Origin of the sequence: Nitrobacter winogradskyi Nb-255, from assembly GCF_000012725.1 — a bacterium.
Taxonomy (GTDB): Bacteria; Pseudomonadota; Alphaproteobacteria; order Rhizobiales; family Xanthobacteraceae; genus Nitrobacter; species Nitrobacter winogradskyi.
The window spans coordinates 608959-627708 of the sequence record NC_007406.1; the positions used below are offsets into that span (position 1 = coordinate 608959).

At 61.6% G+C, this 18750-nt stretch carries 15 protein-coding genes; 5 read left to right on the forward strand and 10 right to left on the reverse strand.

All coding sequences use genetic code 11. The annotated features are described in order from the left end of the window. Window positions 1-7: 7 nt before the first annotated feature. From NWI_RS02820 to rfbA, 3 genes are read right to left on the reverse strand one after another with little or no spacing between them, the layout of a single operon-like run. On the reverse strand, window positions 8-1309 hold the full coding sequence (locus NWI_RS02820; protein WP_011313871.1) for a UDP-glucose dehydrogenase family protein: 1302 nt from the start codon (window positions 1307-1309) through the stop codon (window positions 8-10). A gap of 58 nt (window positions 1310-1367) precedes the next feature. Further along, window positions 1368-2435 (reverse strand): dTDP-glucose 4,6-dehydratase, encoded by a 1068-nt coding sequence (gene rfbB, locus NWI_RS02825; RefSeq protein WP_011313872.1) that lies wholly within the window; start codon window positions 2433-2435, stop codon window positions 1368-1370. A gap of 25 nt (window positions 2436-2460) precedes the next feature. Further along, window positions 2461-3336, reverse strand: a complete 876-nt coding sequence (gene rfbA, locus NWI_RS02830) for a glucose-1-phosphate thymidylyltransferase RfbA (protein ID WP_011313873.1) — start codon at window positions 3334-3336, stop codon at window positions 2461-2463. Window positions 3337-3440: 104 nt separating this feature from the next. Here rfbA and rfbC point away from each other — a divergent pair, with 104 nt between their 5' ends. Then, on the forward strand, window positions 3441-3995 hold the full coding sequence (gene rfbC, locus NWI_RS02835; protein ID WP_041344697.1) for a dTDP-4-dehydrorhamnose 3,5-epimerase: 555 nt from the start codon (window positions 3441-3443) through the stop codon (window positions 3993-3995). Between the two features lie 11 nt (window positions 3996-4006). Then, window positions 4007-4933, forward strand: a complete 927-nt coding sequence (gene rfbD / locus NWI_RS02840) for a dTDP-4-dehydrorhamnose reductase (RefSeq protein ID WP_011313875.1) — start codon at window positions 4007-4009, stop codon at window positions 4931-4933. A gap of 68 nt (window positions 4934-5001) precedes the next feature. Here the strand turns inward: rfbD and NWI_RS02845 are convergent, their stop codons facing one another. The 4 genes from NWI_RS02845 to NWI_RS02860 all read right to left on the reverse strand — a co-directional run bounded on the left by NWI_RS02845 (window position 5002) and on the right by NWI_RS02860 (window position 11285). Beyond that, window positions 5002-7356, reverse strand: coding sequence for a glycosyltransferase family 2 protein (locus NWI_RS02845; protein ID WP_011313876.1), 2355 nt, complete (start codon window positions 7354-7356; stop codon window positions 5002-5004). 2 nt (window positions 7357-7358) lie between these two features. Continuing rightward, complete coding sequence (locus tag NWI_RS02850) at window positions 7359-9815, reverse strand: glycosyltransferase family 2 protein (protein ID WP_011313877.1); 2457 nt, start codon at window positions 9813-9815, stop codon at window positions 7359-7361. Window positions 9816-9901: 86 nt separating this feature from the next. Further along, window positions 9902-10777, reverse strand: a complete 876-nt coding sequence (locus tag NWI_RS02855) for a hypothetical protein (RefSeq protein ID WP_011313878.1) — start codon at window positions 10775-10777, stop codon at window positions 9902-9904. Window positions 10778-11054: 277 nt separating this feature from the next. After that, on the reverse strand, window positions 11055-11285 hold the full coding sequence (locus NWI_RS02860; protein ID WP_011313879.1) for a hypothetical protein: 231 nt from the start codon (window positions 11283-11285) through the stop codon (window positions 11055-11057). Between the two features lie 284 nt (window positions 11286-11569). Here NWI_RS02860 and NWI_RS02865 point away from each other — a divergent pair, with 284 nt between their 5' ends. Continuing rightward, entirely contained in the window at window positions 11570-12937 is a 1368-nt protein-coding gene (locus NWI_RS02865; protein ID WP_011313880.1) for a glycosyltransferase, read from the forward strand. 94 nt (window positions 12938-13031) lie between these two features. Here the strand turns inward: NWI_RS02865 and NWI_RS02870 are convergent, their stop codons facing one another. The 3 genes from NWI_RS02870 to NWI_RS02880 form a co-directional block, all read right to left on the reverse strand. Beyond that, complete coding sequence (locus NWI_RS02870; protein WP_011313881.1) at window positions 13032-13775, reverse strand: HAD-IA family hydrolase; 744 nt, start codon at window positions 13773-13775, stop codon at window positions 13032-13034. A gap of 106 nt (window positions 13776-13881) precedes the next feature. Continuing rightward, entirely contained in the window at window positions 13882-15708 is a 1827-nt protein-coding gene (gene typA, locus NWI_RS02875; protein ID WP_041345328.1) for a translational GTPase TypA, read from the reverse strand. A gap of 343 nt (window positions 15709-16051) precedes the next feature. After that, window positions 16052-16810, reverse strand: coding sequence for a Crp/Fnr family transcriptional regulator (locus NWI_RS02880; RefSeq protein WP_011313883.1), 759 nt, complete (start codon window positions 16808-16810; stop codon window positions 16052-16054). Between the two features lie 136 nt (window positions 16811-16946). Here NWI_RS02880 and NWI_RS02885 point away from each other — a divergent pair, with 136 nt between their 5' ends. Both NWI_RS02885 and NWI_RS02890 read left to right on the forward strand, forming a co-directional pair. Beyond that, window positions 16947-17369, forward strand: coding sequence for a response regulator (locus tag NWI_RS02885; RefSeq protein ID WP_011313884.1), 423 nt, complete (start codon window positions 16947-16949; stop codon window positions 17367-17369). Between the two features lie 107 nt (window positions 17370-17476). Continuing rightward, window positions 17477-18685, forward strand: coding sequence for an NnrS family protein (locus tag NWI_RS02890; RefSeq protein ID WP_011313885.1), 1209 nt, complete (start codon window positions 17477-17479; stop codon window positions 18683-18685). Window positions 18686-18750: the final 65 nt, after the last annotated feature.

The following is an 18750-nucleotide window of genomic DNA, read 5'->3' on the forward strand; positions in this document are numbered from 1 at the left end:
GTTCGTTCTAGGCTCTACCGATGCTCTCATACCTGAACCCCGCTGACCGCACGTCTTCCGGCCTGTAGATGTTTCGCAGATCCACGATAACAGGCGTGGCCATGTCTGTTCGGATCCGCTCGAGGTCCAGCGCGCGGAACTGTCGCCACTCGGTCACGATCACCAGCGCGTCGGCGCCGCGGGCGCAGGCGTAAGGATCGTCGCAAAACTCAATATCGGAGAGTTCCTTCTTCGCCTGCTCCATGCCGACGGGATCGTGTGCTCTCACCTTGGCGCCGAAATCGAGCAGGCCGGCAATCAGTGCGATCGACGGCGCTTCACGCATGTCATCGGTGTCGGGTTTGAAGGTCAGGCCGAGCACGGCGATGGTCTTGCCGCGAATGTCGTTGTCCAGCGCGCCAGAGACCTTTCGCGACATGGTGCGCTTGCGGATCTCGTTCACGGTCAGGGTCGCCTCGACGACGCGGAGCTGCACGCCATAGTCGAGCGCGGTCTTCGACAGCGCGCGGGTGTCCTTTGGAAAGCAGGAGCCGCCATAGCCTGGACCGGCATGAAGAAACTTGGCGCCGATGCGATTGTCGAGCCCGATGCCGCGCGCGACGTCCTGCACGTTGGCGCCGACGCGTTCCGCGAGATCCGCGATCTCGTTGATGAAGGTGATCTTGGTCGCGAGAAAGGCGTTGGCCGCGTACTTGATCAGTTCGGCGGTGCGTCGGCTGGTATAGAGGATGGGTGCCTGGTTGAGATAGAGGGGACGGTAGATCTGACCCATCACTTTCTTCGCGCGCTCGTCATCGGTTCCGACCACGATGCGATCCGGATGCTGAAAGTCGCGGATCGCAGCGCCCTCCCGCAGGAATTCGGGGTTTGCAACAACGGCGAAGTCGGCTTCCGGATTAGTCTCTTTAATGATTCGCTCCACCTCGTCGCCGGTTCCGACGGGAACCGTCGATTTGGTGACGATGAGGGTGAAGCCCTCCAGCAAACCAGCGATCTCGCGAGCCGCGGCATGCACGTAGCTCAGATCGGCGTGACCGTCGCCGCGGCGTGACGGCGTTCCGACCGCGATGAATACGGCGTCGGCTTCGCCGATGTCGGAGAGATCCACTCCGAATCTCAACCGGCCAGAATTGACGCCGGACTCGACGAGTTTGTCGAGATCGGGTTCGAAAATCGGGATCCTGTATTGATTGAGTGCCGCGATCTTCTCGCAATCCTTGTCGACGCATGTCACGTCATGTCCGAAATCAGCAAAGCAGGCTGCCGACACCAGGCCGACATAGCCGGCGCCGATCATCACGATGCGCATGTATTACAGATCCTGGTTTCCGATCACGGGATAAACTCTCGAGCGATGTGTCGACAGGCTATTGCCTCAGTCCCACGCGCCTGGCCGCGTAGCCTCTCGCCAGGATCGCCTGCCACCACGGCTGCTCGTCGACATACCACCGGACGGTTTTCTCGATGCCGCTCTCGAAATCCTCTTTCGCCCGCCAGCCCAGCTCGCGTTCGAGCTTGGACGCGTCGATGGCGTAGCGTCGATCGTGACCGGGACGGTCAGTGACGAAGGTGATGAGATCGCGATGCCGGTTGGTCGTGTTCGGGGCGATCTCGTCGAGCAGATCACAGATGCTCTCGACCACATGCAGGTTTGTTCGCTCGTTACGCCCGCCGACATTGTAGGTGTGACCAACAGCGCCGTGTTCCAGAACCAGCGACAGCGCTCTTGCGTGATCATCGACATAGAGCCAGTCCCGGATATTCCTGCCGTCGCCATAGACAGGCAGCGGCTCGCACGCGAGACCCTTGATGATCATGTGGGGGATCAGCTTTTCCGGAAAGTGATAGGGCCCGTAGTTGTTCGAGCAATTGGTGATCAGCGTCGGCAGCTCATAGGTTTCGCGCCAGGCGCGAACCAGATGGTCGGAGGATGCCTTGCTCGCCGAATAAGGCGAGTTTGGCGCGTAGGCGGTGGCCTCGGTGAAATAACCGCTATCGCCGAGCGAACCGAAGACCTCGTCGGTCGAGACGTGCAGGAAGCGGAACTTCTCCCGCTTCTCGGGCGAGAGCGAGCGCCAGTGACGCAAGGTTTCCTGCAGCAGAGTGAAGGTGCCGACAATGTTGGTCTGGATAAATTCACCGGGGCCGTCGATGGAGCGGTCGACATGACTCTCGGCGGCGAGGTTCATGACGGCGTCCGGCCGATATTTCTCGAACAGATGGCGCAGCCCGGCGCTGTCGCAGATGCACTGCTTTTCGAAGGCATAGTTCAGGTTTTCGTTCGTGCCGGGTAATGAATCGAGGTTCGCCGCGTAGGTGCATTTGTCGATGTTGACCACGCGAGCGTGAGTATCGTGCAAGAGGTGACGAACCACCGCCGAGCCGATGAATCCCGCGCCGCCTGTGACGAAAATGGTCGAAGCCTTGAAGCGCATAACAGGTCGCCTCCCGCGAATGAAATCAACACTGGTATGAATGGGCAACGGATCTCAGATACTCGCCGTAGCTGCTTTTCCCGTTCCTCGCGGCGGCTTTCTCAAAGGCCTGAAGCGAGATGTAGCCTTGCCGCAGGGCGATTTCCTCGGGGCAGGCGATGCGCAAGCCCTGGCGCTGCTCCAGGATCTGGACGAAGTGGCTGGCCTCGACCAGCGAGGAATGCGTCCCGGTGTCCAGCCAGGCGAAGCCGCGCCCGAGCACTTCGACATAGAGGTCGCCGCGCTCGAGATAGGCGTTGTTGACGTCCGTGATCTCGATCTCGCCGCGTGCCGACGGCTTGACACCCGCCGCGATCTCGACAACATCGTTGTCGTAAAAGTACAGCCCGGTCACGGCAATGTTGGATTTTGGTTGCCTCGGCTTCTCTTCGATCGAGCGCGCGCGCCCGGTATCGTCGAGTTCAACGACCCCGTACTGCTCAGGGGTGTTCACGACATAGCCGAAGACGGTGGCTCCCTTGTTGCGGGAGGATGCGGATGATAACAGTTGAGGCAATCCGTGACCGTAGAAAATGTTATCGCCTAACACGAGGGCGACGGCGTCGGAGCCGATAAAATCGCGGCCGACGATGAAGGCGTCCGCCAGCCCGCGCGGGGATTCCTGCGTCGCATAGGCAAAGCGCATGCCGATTTCACTGCCGTCGCCGAGCAGCCGGTGAAACAGCGGCTCGTCCTGCGGTGTCGAAATAATCATGATTTCCCGGATGCCGCCCAGCATCAGCGTCGACAGCGGATAATAAATCATCGGCTTGTCGAAGACGGGCAGGAGTTGCTTGGAAACGACTGTCGTCACCGGGTAAAGGCGGGAACCCGTCCCCCCCGCAAGAATGATGCCCTTCATGGCCCCTCTCATCTATCGCAGACAACATAACATATAGTGTTAAGCGTGCAAGTTTGTTATCAATGAGAAGGCGTCATGAGTTAACAAATGCAAAGAAACTGAAAATGAATGTTATTCAAACCGAAGTTCCCGAGGTCGTCATCTTCGAACCCCGGCTGTTCGGAGACCAGCGCGGCTTTTTTCTCGAGACGTATCAGTTTCCCCGTTACGCCGAGCACGGCGTCACGCGACCGTTCGTTCAGGACAACCTCTCCCGCTCCGCGCGGGGCGTGCTGCGCGGGTTGCACCTGCAAAACCCATCTCCGCAAGGGAAGCTGGTCACGGTGCTGCGCGGTAAGGTTCTGGATGTCGCGGTCGACGTGCGCGCCGGCAGTCCGAATTTCGGCCGTCACGTCGCTGTTGAGTTGAGCGAAGAGAATAGGCGGCAGCTCTGGGTCCCCCGCGGCTTCGCGCACGGCTTTGTCGTTCTCTCCGAGACGGCCGATTTCTTCTACAAATGCGACGACCTCTACAGTCCGAAGAACGAACTCTCGATTCGCTGGAATGACCCTACGATCGGTATCGACTGGGGCGTGGAGACGCCGTCCTTGTCCGCCAAGGACGCGGACGCTCCGCTGCTGGCGGACGTAAAGAACTTTCCAATCCATGGGCAGGTGTGATGGCAAGTCTGATGCGGATACTGTTGACGGGTAGTAGCGGTCAGGTCGGCGGAGCGCTGCGTCCGCTGCTGAAGGAAGGCGGCATGGTCATCGCGCCGTCGCGCAGCGCGTTCGACCTGTCGAATCCCGAAACGCTCGCCGGGGCGCTCGACCGATTCAAACCCGATCTCATCATCAATCCCGCGGCCTATACCGCGGTGGATCGCGCGGAAGACGAGCGTGAACTCGCTTTCCTCGTCAACGCCAAAGCACCCGCTGCGATCGCGGAATGGTCGGCACGGCATCGTGTGCCGTTGATTCATTTCTCCACCGACTACGTCTTCGATGGCTCTGGCGACAAGCCGTGGCGTGAGGACAGTCCCACGGGTCCTCTCTCGGTCTATGGCGCCAGCAAGCTCGCCGGCGATCTCGCCATCGAGGCGGCCGGCGGGCCGCATCTGATCGCGCGCACCTCGTGGGTCTATGCCGCGAGCGGAGCCAATTTCCTGCGCACGATCGCGCGGCTGGCCGGCGAACGCAAGGAGTTGCGCATTGTCGCCGATCAGACAGGCGCTCCGACCACGGCAAACACGATCGCCGATGCCGTGTCTCGCATCGTGCTCTCGAATGCATCGGATTTGAGCGCGTTGTTCGCGCGCAGCGGCGGCGTGGTCAATCTCGCCTGTGCGGGCGAAACCAGTTGGCACGGCTTCGCCACCGCCATTGTCGGCGGATTGAAGTCGCGCGGTGCGGGACTGTCTGTGGAGACGATCATCCCGATCGCGACGGCGGATTTTCCGACCAGGGCAAGGCGGCCTGGCAATTCCAGGCTCGACCTGTCGCAACTCCGAGAACGTTTCGGATTAACTCCGCCAACGTGGCAGGACGCGCTGTCGACGGAACTTGATCGCCTCGTCACCGGGCAGGACGAACAGGCGGTCCCCGCAATGCGAGCATGATCTCGAGACGACGCTGCGCTGTAGCGTTTTCGAGCGAAGCGGATACCGGTTCGCGTGAAGAAAACGCATCAAAATCCCAACGGCAGATCGTGCGCGACCGGCGGATGATTGTATCGGGGAGCTCGTCGCCCCGGTGGCCATGCCAGGCCCCTATACGGCACACCGTCGCGTGACAATTGCGGATTGTAAGCCGGATCTTCATTCAGAAATTCGCCCCAGCGCGCGCGCAGCAGATTGAGTTCGTGTTCGAACCGGCCCCGCCGGTCGGCACGGTTGTCGCTCCCCCGGCTGGCGGACTCGGCATGGACCAGTTTCGCGTGCGGTGTCAGGACGATGCGCTTGCCGGCCTCGCGCAGGCGCAGGCAATAGTCGACATCATTGAGCGCCACCGCGAAGCGGGCTTCGTCCATTCCCCCGACGGCGAGATAGTCGCTTCGCCTTGTCGCAAGGCACGCCGCGGTCACCGCGCTGCATTCGTGCGCCACGAGGAGTTGATCGAGAAAACCCGGATCACCGCTGAGCCGGTCCGTGAAGGCATGCGCGACCGAAAAGTTTATACCCAGCACCACGCCACCGTGCTGAACGACGCCGCCCGGCCAGGTCAGGAGCGCGCCGACCGCACCGACGTCCGGCTCGCCCAGGCGAGTCAGCATCTCCTCGAGCCAGTCGTCGGAGCTTGCTTCGATGTCGTTGTTGAGCAGGCACAGGATGTCGCTGTCGAGCGTCGCGGCGGCCTCGTTGTTGAGCCTTGCGAAATTGAATGGTCCCTCGACCCGCAACGTCCGGATGCCGCGCCGCGGCAGATCGGAAAGAAAGTCGATCGCCTGCGGATGCGCGCTGTCGTTGTCGACAACGAGGATATCGGCGTGGCAGCGTTCAACGGCTGGCAGGATGGTCTCCAGGCATCGTTGCAGAAGAGAAACGCGGTCGCGCGTCGGGATGATCACCGTCACGCGCTGCCGCGAAACCGGCCGCTTGATTCGAACCGCGGGAAAAAAATTGCCGGTCTCACGGGTCACGCTTGCATGAATTCCGCGAGCCCGCAGGTGCGACTGGCTGGCTGCGGACAGCAGCGCGCCGGCTGTCGTTCGATCGAGCCTCGGCATGGTCGCCAACGCGCCCGGCAGGTGCAGGATATCTGCCTGTCGAGGGCCGATCTGATCCAGCAGGCTGTTGAAAAGGCGGTAGAGGCTGTCCGGCCGTGCCGCCTCGATGGCCGCAAGCAATGCCTCACGCCGGACCGCGAACAGATGGACGCAATATCCCTGTTCCAGCAATCGCTCGTAATCGAACGCGGGAAAAGCCAGCGGCCAGATGCGACCATCGTCAGCGAGAAAGTCGAGGTCGCCATAGATCGCTAGCGCATCGGGATGAGAGTCGAATGCGGCCGCGATGCGCGCAAGCGCGGTTCGTTCGAGCGACACGCCCGCCATCGTCACCACGATGTGGCTTGTATCGGGTGCGGCGTCTTCAAGGAAGTCCAGCAGGGCGTCGCCGTCGATCGACAGCGGTTCACCGTCAATTGCGCCGGCGGTCCAGTTCTCGTGGCTTTGCGCTTCAAGGCTGGCGATCGTCTGTTGGGTGCCGGAGCTTCCAGCGATCACCACGGCCAGCCGAAGCGAACTTGGTTGAGGCTCCGGCAGCGGAAAGCGCTCGCGCCAGCCGGCATAGTCATGTAGCGGCAGCGAGGCCGGAATAAGCCTGTCGTAAAGCTCACCGCGCAACCGCTCGGCAGCATAGCCGCCGATGACGTCAATCATTCCGGCGAGGCCGTCGGGAAACGCCACGAAAGTGGCTGCCGCCGGAAGCCGGTCGCCATCCTCCTTTCGCAGCAGGATTCGATGGATTCGTCCGTCGGCGAGACGCTGCGGGACGTGGAAATCAAAGGCGCGGACGTTGCGGGAGACTCCTCCCTCGGCATCGCCGCCGATGTGGGTCCAGGCCGTGGCGCGGACCTGCGCGACGGATTCTCCGTCGACGATCGCTTCCAGCGTGACGATGGCCTCGCTGTCGATCCACCCGTGAAAGTGCAGGCCGCCCAGCCAGCGCAGTTTGCAGGTCGGGCGAAGATCGGATCGAGACGTTGTGTCATTCTCAAGGTCGATTGACTGACCGACGGGAGTTTCGAGATTGGCGAGGCGCGCGGAAAGATGGCGCGCGGCATCGAGCAGGTCGGTGTCAACGCTCACGGCAAAGCCGCAAGTGTTGCTTCGGTCCGGCTCAGCGCATTCCGGCGCGAACGCATCGGCGTGGACGGTCTTCAGGACTAGACCGTCAAGCAGGATGTCGATCGTGAAGCGACGTTCCGGCGCTTCCGGATCGAAGACGAAACCGGATACGGTGCCGTCGGCACCAAGCGCGAGCCGGCTCACCAGCCTCGGCTGGGCGATCTCTGCCTTGCGGGACCGGATGACATGCGTCATGTTCAGGGTAGTCCGGCCCACGCGATAACGGCATCGATGAATTCTTCCTCGTCCGTGTCTGACGGGATGGCAAGATCAGCCTTTCGCGGTTTGACCGACCCGGCTGACCAGTCGCGGTATGCGACGGGTATCGAGGCTCGTCTCGCGGCCTCGATCAAAGGATGACCGAATGCCGGCTCATCGAAATCCGTCAGCAGCCAGCCAGGGTTATGCGGGGCCAGCACATCGCCGATCTCGTCGGCCGCGACCTTGCCGGTCACGAAAATATTCTCGCAGGACATCAGACGGTCATCGTCACAGGTCACGCCGGCAACGATGACCGATCTGGACGGTGCGCTCCGCCGCAAGCCATCCGCCAAGCGTCGCATCATGCGGAAGGATGCAGGCGATGGCGCGGACGGTACGATGGCGAGCGATCGGCGCGCGCGATGGACCGGCTTCAGGGTCAGCGGACGGGTCGGCCAGTTCTGAAGGATGATTTTGCGTCCGGGCCAGCGAGCCTTCGCAAACGCCTGGGCGATCCTGCCGGGAGCAAAAAGCGGGACCTCGCCGGGAAGCGAAGTGATCGCTTCGCTCAAAGTCCCGGTCGTGAGCCACGGATGGACCGGAAGACCAAGTTGCCGGATCAGATCGATAAGCCGGGGTAACGGGCTCGGTTCGAAAACCTCGACGCGCTCGGGGTGCAGCCGTGTGATGACGCCTGCCGCCTCGGTGATGCCGGTCTCGGTGTCCAGCTTCAACTGAACGGCTTGGGGGCTGCTTCCATCCGCGGCACGGACATGAATGACATCTCGCTCACGCGACAGGAGAATGGCGCGCTCGCCGCGCTGGCGGAGTTGGCGAACCCGCTCCTCGGCAACGGCGAACTTCCGCCGATGGCCGAGAATCAGCACCGAAGGCTGGCGGGGCCATGTCAGCGCCCGGTCGAGCCTCGCACGCGCCGGCCGCAGCGGATCCGCGATTTCGAACGCGCGGCATTCCCGCCGGTAGTCGGGAAATCGCTGGTCCAGCACCTCAAGATTGCGAAGCACCAAACGTCGCTTCTCGTGCTGGAACGATTTCGAGCCGTGATGCCCGACATAGACCGACGGTGCGCAGACGTTGCGAAAACCCTTGTCGCGCGCGCGCAGGCAGAGATCGACGTCCTCAAGATAGCCTCGTTCGAAGTGCTCCGATAGCGCGCCAATGGCCTTAAGACAGCCGCGGGTGACATAGAGGCAGAAGCCGATGCCGCTGGGCACGTCGGTGACATCACCGGCATTGGCGATGCTCGCGATCCCGTCGATTTCGAGAACACCGTCATAGCTCTGCATCGGATTGAGCCTGTTAGGCACGGGAAACGAAAACATGTCGCCGTTGTTCGACAGGGGAGTGACTGTGCCGATATCCGGCGCGGAATGCGCCACGTCCGCCAGTCTTTCAACGAAGCCTGGCGGCACGATGGTGTCCGAATTGAGCAGCACGACGTCGCCCGCCGGCACGTTCTCCAGCGCACGATTGATCGCGCCGACGAAGCCGAGATTGTTCTCGTTCGCGAGGAGATCGATTGCGCCACGGGCCGCAAGCTCGCCGAGATGACGCCGCAGCTCAGGCTCAGGGCTGGCGTCGTCGATGGCCATGATGCGAAAGGCGCGCTTGCCGGCCGCACGCGATGCGCGCGCCTTGATGAGACTGTCAAAGCAGTCCAGCGTTGCCGCCACGTCCCGGTATACCGGAACGATAACAGTGGGTGGCAAGGTGTCGGGCTGTGGCGCGGTTGAGCGGCGCGACCGGTTTGACGAAGCAGGTGGAGACGACAGGTTGGGCGCCAGCCGCCGGACTCGGAAGACCTCGCCGTCGCATGTCAGCGTCAGCGTCTGGGGCGCTCGCGACGCCGGTCGCCGAGCCAGGAAGGCTGCCGCCTGAACGTCGATGCTGGCCAAAGGGTGAAACGGATCCGGTTCGATCCGGCTGATCAGCGCGCTGTTCTCAACTCCAACGCTCACTTCGACGGCGTTTGCCAAAGTCCATGCGATCCAGCCCGTCACGTGATCGTCAAATACCGAACAGGCGGCCCAATGCCGATGCCCCGCCCTTCGGAGTTCCTCGATGGCGAGGCGCAGGACCGCGGGATTGTTGTCGCGAGCGATCAGGCTGATGGCGGCGGTACGCCGTCGAGCGCCAGTGGCGGACCAGGCGAGCATTCTGCGATTGGCGGCAAGATCGGATGGGTCGACGAGAAGCGCCTGGGCCAAATCAGCCATGGCCGCTTCCTTGCGTTCGAGCTTCCAGTTCGCTTCCGCGCGGAGGACGAAACAATGGGCAGCCGATGACGGATCGATCCGGCAATGCCGGTCCGCGTATTTGAACGCCGCGAGGTAGTCCCTGGAGTTCAGCGCCTGCGCGGCCATGCGCTCAAGCATGACACGGGTAGAACGTTCAGCGCGTTCCTGATTGTCAGTGACGGGGCCGAGAACCATCTGCTGGCGTCCTGACCCGTGACGGCTGGCCGGGCTTCAAATCCGCCGTTGCTTCAGGCGGCAACCCGAAAAACCGCCGCGGACTTTTATCGGGCGGCGCCGATCTGGCGCTGCTGGCTACGGAAGACCCGCACCCGTGGTGAGCCACCGGAAGGTTTGCGCGACGGTGGTGGTGCAGGCGTCGCAGCTACCTCCGCGGTCGCGTTACGCTCGATGCCGATGCGAATGCCGACCAGCGGCTCGCGATTGGTCGGGCCCGACAAAACCACGCGCCTGCCGACTGCGCGGAGGGTAGGCGCGTTCAGGAAACCTGCCTCGGCCACGAACCGCAACTCATCCGTGCCGCTCATTTCGAGAACCACACCGGTCAGGGGCAGGGCTCGGCCGCGGGTGCCGGCATAAGCGCCAAGCGGCACCATCCGGCCGCTGCCGGTCTGGCCGTTGGCGAGCTGGACCGCGTAACGGATATCGACGCTCAAGGGCTTGTCGGGCCATTCCAGCGCCACGCCCTCCACGCGGGACGGCGCGGCCGGGCCCGCGATCCACGCATTGGGGCCAACGACAATGTCGCCGCGGCCTGCGACGTGACCGAGCACCTTCAGGCCTTCCGTTGCAACATGCGGCCCCATGCCGCTGTCTGAATCCGTCGCGGAGGGAATTCCGCCGGCCTGGATCTGTTCGACGCGCACGATGGCGGAGCGCGATCCCCCAGGTTTCGTTGGCTGGACCTGAACTTGCAAAGTCGCGGGCATGTTAACCCGCACCACCAGTCCGGAATTGGGCTTGTACAATGTCGGCTCGGTCGCATCCGGATGCAGGATGATCTCCATGTGGCGCTCATGCCCCTTCGCCGGCGCGACGATCACGCGCGGCGGCGAGACGGAGTCTTCGGCGCTCTTGTAATTGATGAAGAAAAGTCCGCGGTCGAGACTCAGCGCCCTCTGTTGCTCAGCCTCATTCATCTTCCCCCGAAACAGATCCACCGGCCGCCTCCCTCAGTCGCGTCAATCCACCACCACCATCGCCTGCCTTGAACAATCCGCTAATCCTGAAGTAGCGGACGGAGAGTCAAAAACCCGACACAATCCATACTCAAGTTACCGGTCCCGCGATCGCCCGCCTCGACTTAAGAAAACAAAAGAGGGCGGGCGACATCAAATACTCTCATGGCATCGATGCGGCCTGCTCTCATGTCAGCCATGGCGAAACACCTGGCTCCGGAAACGCACCGGCGAGAGGTCAGACCAGCAGGATGGTCGATTTCGCAGGTGAAAGAGATCGTCTGATGTCTTCTGCCTCCACGCTCAGCGAGGCGGCCATCTTGCGCAATCGATCGTTCTCGTCTTTCAGCAGCGTGATGGAATCCGCAATGCTGTCGGCGGAATCCGGAGCATCCTCGATGTCGCTCAAATCCGCGTGCTGGATCTGCGGAAGATAATCGGAAGGATGCTGTGTAAATTTGAGCCTCATCGCGAACGCCCCGCGCTAGCCATTCCTAGCCATACCATTCCTAGCCATACTTATGAGTAAGTCGGCGACTTCGGAATTCATGTCCACCTGCTGTCGACTATTCGACGACTTTTAGGGCAGGAAGATGTCAGACGGAAGCGAAAGCTGAATGAACAGGCGTCGAGTTATTTGGAACCTGTCAACGCGCGCACATTTAGACGAGATTGTCTTTGAATGCACCGGCGAGGAAAGCTTTTACTAAATAAAGACGCGCGTGCTTTCATCGCGATCAATCAGAGGTCAACATGCCGATGAAGATTTTATTCGTTCATAATAACTTCCCGGCGCAGTATCGTCATCTCGCGGCCGCGTTGGCGAATGAGCCAGGCTTTGAACTTGCCGCGATCGGTGCATCTCACGCGCATCCGATGCCTTCGGTCAAGTTGATTAAATATGCTCTGCCTGACTCTGACCTTTCCGGGACGCATCCGTTCGCCAGACGCTTCGACAGTGAGTGCCGTCGCGCCGAGCAGGTGCTCTACAGTCTTTCAACGCTGGCGACATCAGGATTCGCGCCGGATGTCATCCTCGCTCATCCCGGATGGGGTGAAACACTGCCGCTGCGCACCATGTTTCCCAAGGCGCGGCAATTGGTCTATTGCGAGTTCTTCTACGGCGCCGAAGACCGTGACATCGGCTTCGATCCGGAGTTTCCGATCTCGGGCCTCGACGGCCATATCGGGTTGCAGTTGAAGAACGCGACGACGTTGCTCGCTCTAGCTGACTGTGATGTCGGAATTTCGCCGACAAATTGGCAGCGATCGACTTTTCCAAGGCACTATCAAAGCAAGATCGAGGTCATTCATGAAGGAGTTGACACATCGCGCGTGCGGCCCGACGCGCAGGCGCGCCTGACGCTTCCGAACGGCCGCGAGGTCAGCCGTTCGGATGAGATTGTGACATTTGTCGTGCGCAATCTCGAACCGCTCAGGGGCTATCACATCTTCATGCGCGCGCTCCCGGAAATATTGAGGCGTCGGCCCAACGCGCAGATTGTTATTATCGGCAGGGATGGATTGTCCTATGGCATTCCGCCGCCGCCGGGCAGCACCTGGAAGTCAATCTTCCTGCAGGAGGTGCGTGACCGGCTGGACATGTCACGCGTTCACTTTCTGGGCGGCGTTCCGTACAACACCTTTCTCGCCGGCCTTCAGGTATCATCAGCGCATGTCTATCTGACGTATCCCTTCGTGCTGTCATGGTCATCGCTGGAAGCAATGAGCGCCGGCTGTCTGGTGATAGGGTCGGACACGCCGCCGGTGCGTGAGATCATCAGCTCCGGAGACAACGGTCTTCTGGTTCCCTTTTTCGCTGTCGATGAATTGGCCGAGCGGGTCGTTGAAGCGCTTCAGGAGCCGGATCGTTTTTCCGCCATCAAGGAGGCTGCGCGGCAGTTCGTCATCGAGCATTTCGACGCGAAGCGGGTATGCCTGCCGCGAATGCGTCAGCTTCTGGATTTCAAGCCATCCCCGCCATCAGCCGCCGCCCGGCGAAAAGTCTGGAGCGGACGCGCGGCGTCGGAATGGCCTCAAGCCACGCGCCGCTCCCGCAAAGTCATATCGTCGCCAGAGATGGAGGCGTCAGGCGAGGGCGGCTCCGGCCGGACGTGCTGAGATGATGAATGATTGAAAGAAGCGTCTTTTGAGGGGCGTTCTGGCGATGCGGCATTCTTACTCAAGACCGGATCGATGAGACGTCTTCTCTCGATTACGCGTTTACGTTGTGGTCAGGCTCGTCTGAAATGAACGTGAAATCATCGATCGTGAATGCCGCGCCAGAGAAGTCGTCGTCGCTGAAATAAGCGCTGCGTGAAATCAGGACAGGAATTCCGGCGGCCGATGCCGAAGCCAGGCCGTTGCCGGAATCTTCGATAGCGAGGCACTGCGATCCCGGCAGATTCAGTTCGGAGAGAACCTTGAGATAGACGTCCGGCGCGGGCTTCTTGTTTCGCACCTCGTCCCCGGCGACAACGGCAACAAACCGCTGTGCCCAGTCCTTGCCCAACGCGACCGTAAGCAGCGCATCGATATTGGCGCGCGAGGTGGTGGTCGCGATCGCCAAAGACTGCCCGCGCTTTCGCGCCGCGGCCAGCAGGGCATGAACGCCCGGCCGAAGCGAGCAGCCGCCATTGGTGATCAATTCGGCGTATAACTTGGTTTTGGCTCGATGCAGTTCGGCGACCTCGGGATCCGACAGTTGCGGTGACGCGCCATTTCGCGAAACGTCGAATGCGCGGATGCGCTCCTTTCCGCCGGTCACACGCAGCAATTCCTTGTAGAGAGCGCGGTCCCAGCGCCAATCAAGGCCAGCTTCGGCGAATGCGGTATTGAAGGCCTCACGATGAGCCTCCTCCGTTTCGGCGAGCGTTCCGTCGACATCGAAGATCAAGGCGCGCGCCTGAACGATCGAGGCTCTTACGTCATCAAGCGATTTGGCAGATGCTTCGCTCATTTCAGTTCACCGGCGGGCAGATCGTAATAAAGGATGCGATCGATATGTTATGCCCGCGACCATCGCCGCGGACCCGTGCAGGCAGCGAAACATCGGCGCCTGATACTTACGCCACCATTTCCCTGGTCTTCTCGGCGCGTTTGCGCTCGTTGGGGTCGAGATGCTTCTTGCGCAGACGTATCGACTTCGGCGTGACTTCGACCAGTTCGTCATCCTCGATATAGGCCAGCGCCTTTTCGAGGGTCATCTTGATCGGCGGCGTCAGCCGCACCGCCTCGTCCTTCGACGTGGTGCGGATGTTGGTGAGCTGCTTGCCCTTCAGCACGTTGATTTCAAGGTCGTTGTCGCGCGTGTGCTCCCCGACGATCATGCCGCGATAGACTCTCCAGCCCGGCTCGATCATCATCGGGCCGCGATCCTCCAGCTTGAACATCGCGTAGGCCACGGCCTCGCCCTGTTCATTGGAGATCAGCACCCCGTTGCGCCGGCCTTGAATGTCGCCCTTGTAGGGCGCGTAGCCGTGGAACAGGCGGTTCATGATCGCGGTCCCGCGGGTGTCGGTCAGAAGCTCGCCCTGATAGCCGATCAGGCCGCGGGTCGGCGCGTGGAAAACCAGCCGCAGCCGGTTGCCGCCCGATGGCTTCATTTCCATCATCTCGGCTTTGCGTTCGCTCATCTTCTGCACGACGACGCCGGAGTGCTCCTCGTCGACGTCGATCATGACCTCCTCGATTGGCTCCTGCCAGTCGCCGCTGGTCTCGTCCTTTTTCAGGACCACGCGCGGCCGCGATACCGAGAGTTCGAATCCCTCGCGCCGCATGGTCTCGATCAGGATCGCGAGCTGTAATTCGCCGCGGCCGGAGACCTCCATCGAATCCTTGTCCGCGGCCTCCGTCACGCGTAGCGCGACATTGCCTTCAGATTCGCGCAGCAATCGGTCCCGGATCATGCGGCTCGTCACCTTGCTGCCCTCGGTACCGGCCAGCGGCGAATTATTGACCATGAAGGTCATGGAGACCGTCGGCGGATCGATCGGCTGCGCCGGAAGCGGCTCCTCCACGGCGGGATCGCAGAAGGTGTCGGCCACGGTTCCCTTGGTCAACCCCGCGATGGCGACGATGTCGCCGGCCGTCGCCTCCTCGAGCGGCGTGCGCTCAAGGCCGCGGAAGGCGAGGATTTTGGAGATTCGGCCTTGCTCGATCAGCTTTCCGTCCCGCGCCAGAACCTTGACGCTTTGGTTCGGTTTGATCATGCCGGAGGAGATTCGGCCGGTGATGACGCGGCCCAGATACGGATTGGCCTCGATGATCGTCCCGATCATGCGGAACGGTCCGTCCTCCACCTGGGGCGGCGGAACATGCCGGACGATCAGGTCGAACAGCGGCTGCATTCCGGCATCCTGGGAGCCTTCCGGGCTATCCGCCATCCAGCCCTGCTTGGCCGAACCGTAGAGGATCGGAAAGTCGAGCTGTTCGTCGCTGGCGTCGAGCGCCGCGAACAGGTCGAACACCTCGTTGATGACCTCGGTCGGCCGGGCGTCCGGGCGATCCACCTTGTTGATGACGACGATCGGCTTCAGTCCGACCTTCAGCGCCTTGGAAACCACGAACTTGGTCTGCGGCAGCGGACCTTCGGCGGCATCCACCAGCACCAGCGCGCCATCCACCATGTTGAGGATGCGCTCGACTTCACCGCCGAAATCCGCGTGGCCGGGGGTATCGACGATGTTGATGCGGATGTCGTTCCATTGCACCGATGCGGCCTTGGCGAGAATGGTGATGCCGCGCTCGCGTTCCAGGTCATTGGAATCCATGGCGCGCTCGACCACGCGCTGATTGTCACGGTAGGTGCCGGACTGCTGCAGCAGGCGATCCACCAGGGTGGTCTTGCCATGGTCGACGTGGGCGATGATCGCGACGTTACGGAGGTTCATGGGTTGATTCTTCTTCATCGGAAAAACCGCGCATGGCCCGGATTTGGGGCTGCGGTCTTGAATTAACGGGGATTTTCAAGGTTACGAGAAGGGCGCGGCGTGGTCGATGCACGCGGCAAAAGCGGTCAGGGATTCTTCGCTTCCGGCCAGGTCATTGCCACTTCTTGATCCGAGATGGCACTTCTTGTCTGAAGTGTCACTATCTTGTCTGAAATGCCGAATCAGGTGCGAACAGCCGCAATGCGGCTCCGGCGTTTTCGCTGCGACCCTATATAGCCGGAAATCGTCAAAAAACAATGCGTCGATTGCCGTTTGGCGAACTCATTTTGCGCAATGGCGGGAACTACTTTGCAGGTTGCGCCGCGTCGGTCGGGTAAACGCCACGCAAAACCTCTTCGAAATGACCTTTCACGGCCTCGTTGCAGAGGCAGGCGCGACTGGCCAAGGCCTCCCGGTTGCATACTACAATGGCGCCTCGCCGGGTCGCCAGTACGCCTTCCGCCTTGAAGGTCTGGATCACGCGGCTGGCATAGCTGCGTCCGACACCGAGCATCGTCGACAACTGCTCATGGGTCAGTGGCACGAGTTCGCTGCCGGTGCGCTCCATCGCCGAAAGGATCCACTTGGCCGTGCGCTGCTCGATCGAATGGATGGCGTTGCAGGCAGTGGATTGAAAGACCTGCGCCAGCATGCAGTCGGCATAACGCGCGAAAAGGTTCTGCAGCGTGGATGATTTTGTTTTCGCGGATTCCAGTTTCGCGACCCGCAACCGCACGAACAGCCCGCCGACCTTGACCGTAATTCGTGTATAGGCGGGCAGATGGCCATGGCTGACGATGCCGCCGACCGCTCCCTCCCGTCCAACCAGAATGGTTTCGACATCGCGCCCGTCCTCGTTGGGGACGAGATAGGACACCAGGCTGGGTCCGCAGGGAAAGTGGACGGTTTCGACATCGTCTCCGGGATTGTAAAGCAGGTCGTCGCCTTCATTGCGGGCGACTTCAAGGCTGGACTTGATCAGCGCGAAATCCGCGTCGCTAAGCCGACGCAGAAGGTTGTTGTACGGTCGGCTCTGACGGTTCGTGTCCTGCTGTATGGCCATGCTGCGTCCCCCTATCAGAGTTCCATAACGCATGCGCCTGATATTTTATGTGCAGAAGTGAACAGACAGGGCGTCGTCGCCGTGGTTGGTTCCGCGCTTGAAACCGGATCATGTCTAGGGCTGTGTCCCTCGGACGATGCTTATGGAAGTTATGCATCCCCTTGTTCCCGATGGTCCGGCTTCGGCGCCAGCCGGCGTCCCTCGCGACCTGCTGATCGTTGAGGATGATGTCATTATCGCGATCGATCTCGAGCAGACTGTGGCGGAGCTTGGCGTGGCGTTGGCCAGGACCGCCTCGAACGTGGCGCAGGCGCTGGCCATGATTGCAGAGCGCGCTCCGGATTTCGCTCTCCTCGATGTCGCTCTTTCTGAGGAGAACAGTTTTGCGATCGCCAGACTGCTGGCGACGTTGAAGATCCCGTTTGCTTTCGTGACCGGCTATAGCGGCGACACGTCCTTCCCGACGGAATATTCGGATCGGCCCAGACTTTCGAAACCGTTTTCGCGCGATGAGTTGTTCGCGACCTTGTTGAACTGGCGAAGCGGTGTTGCAAGATAAGTTGCGCCCGCGCAACCTCAGGCGCAGGCATCAAGGATACACATCCCTGACCGCGCCATCACTCCGCATTTGCTGATATGGTCGCGCGGAACGATGAGGGATGGCGCATGGCCATGTCGGACGTGGAGAACGCGAAAGCGGAGCCGCTGGCGATCTGGACGATCGGCTTCAGACCGTTCTTCCTGATGGCCGGCATCTGGTCGGCGGTGGCGCTCGCCGGATGGATCGCCGTGCTCACGATCGGGCTCACGCTGCCAAGCCGCTTCGATCCGCTCACATGGCATATCCATGAAATGCTGTTCGGGTTCGTCCTGGCGGCGATTGCCGGTTTTCTGCTGACCGCGATTCCGAACTGGACCGGCCGCCCGCCGATCAGCGGCCGGCTGCTCGCCGCGCTCGTGATGTTATGGTTCGCGGGTCGCGTCACCTGTCTCGTTTCAGCGTGGTTCCCGCTCGGGCTGGCGGCCGCGATCGATCTGGCCTTCCCGTTCGTGCTTTGCGGAGTTGTCGCTCGCGAAATCATCGCGGGCCGCAACTGGCGCAACATGATCATGCCGATCCCTGTCGCCATGCTCGGCGTCGCCGATCTTCTTATGTATCTGGAGCTGTCTGGTTCTTCCCTGTCCGTGGGTCTTGGATGGCGTCTCGGACTGGCCGCGATCATCGTTCTGATCTCGGTCGTCGGCGGCCGGATCATCCCGAGTTTCACGCGCAACTGGCTCATCAGGCAGAATGCTTCCCGCCTTCCGCCCGCGCACGGCCACGTCGATAGCCTCGCGCTCGTGTCCCTCCTTGCCGGAATGATCGGATGGGCGCTCTTTCCTGAGCGCTGGCCTTTCGGCTGGTTGTTGCTTGTCGCCGCCGCGCTGAATCTCTGGCGGCTCGGGCGCTGGCGGGGCCCGGCCGTCGGCGCTGAACCGCTGTTGACTATTCTTCACGCCGGATACCTGTGGGTCATTATCGGTGCGGCATTGCTTGGCGCTTCGATGCTGGCCGATCATGTGCCTCAGGCCGCTGCGATCCACGCGCTGACCGCCGGTGCCATCGGCACGATGACGCTCGGCGTCATGACCCGCGTTTCGCTCGGCCACACCGGACGCGCCCTCACAGCGGATCGGATCACGGGCCTGATCTATCTGCTGGTGATCCTCGCCGCCATCGCGCGGGTCGCTGCCTGGGATGGCGGTTCGTCGGCGATGTTGATCGAGATATCAGCCGTGCTGTGGATCGGCAGCTTCGGCCTTTTCGTGTTGCGATACGGACCGATACTGCTGTCGCCCCGCGTGAAGTCGGTGGACATTCAGCCTCGCCGGTAACAATGCTTCCCGCGCTGCGAGTGCCCGCGCGGCGCACGCAACTCCGAATGTCCTCCAAACTAATG

Coding starts and splice junctions, on each gene's coding strand:
- NWI_RS02820 (WP_011313871.1), bottom strand. CDS start 1,309: ATGCGCATCGTGATGATCGGCGCCGGCTATGTCGGCCTGGTGTCGGCA.
- rfbB (WP_011313872.1), bottom strand. CDS start 2,435: ATGCGCTTCAAGGCTTCGACCATTTTCGTCACAGGCGGCGCGGGATTC.
- rfbA (WP_011313873.1), bottom strand. CDS start 3,336: ATGAAGGGCATCATTCTTGCGGGGGGGACGGGTTCCCGCCTTTACCCG.
- rfbC (WP_041344697.1), top strand. CDS start 3,441: ATGAATGTTATTCAAACCGAAGTTCCCGAGGTCGTCATCTTCGAACCC.
- rfbD (WP_011313875.1), top strand. CDS start 4,007: ATGCGGATACTGTTGACGGGTAGTAGCGGTCAGGTCGGCGGAGCGCTG.
- NWI_RS02845 (WP_011313876.1), bottom strand. CDS start 7,356: ATGACGCATGTCATCCGGTCCCGCAAGGCAGAGATCGCCCAGCCGAGG.
- NWI_RS02850 (WP_011313877.1), bottom strand. CDS start 9,815: ATGGTTCTCGGCCCCGTCACTGACAATCAGGAACGCGCTGAACGTTCT.
- NWI_RS02855 (WP_011313878.1), bottom strand. CDS start 10,777: ATGAATGAGGCTGAGCAACAGAGGGCGCTGAGTCTCGACCGCGGACTT.
- NWI_RS02860 (WP_011313879.1), bottom strand. CDS start 11,285: ATGAGGCTCAAATTTACACAGCATCCTTCCGATTATCTTCCGCAGATC.
- NWI_RS02865 (WP_011313880.1), top strand. CDS start 11,570: ATGCCGATGAAGATTTTATTCGTTCATAATAACTTCCCGGCGCAGTAT.
- NWI_RS02870 (WP_011313881.1), bottom strand. CDS start 13,775: ATGAGCGAAGCATCTGCCAAATCGCTTGATGACGTAAGAGCCTCGATC.
- typA (WP_041345328.1), bottom strand. CDS start 15,708: ATGAACCTCCGTAACGTCGCGATCATCGCCCACGTCGACCATGGCAAG.
- NWI_RS02880 (WP_011313883.1), bottom strand. CDS start 16,810: ATGGCCATACAGCAGGACACGAACCGTCAGAGCCGACCGTACAACAAC.
- NWI_RS02885 (WP_011313884.1), top strand. CDS start 16,947: ATGCTTATGGAAGTTATGCATCCCCTTGTTCCCGATGGTCCGGCTTCG.
- NWI_RS02890 (WP_011313885.1), top strand. CDS start 17,477: ATGGCCATGTCGGACGTGGAGAACGCGAAAGCGGAGCCGCTGGCGATC.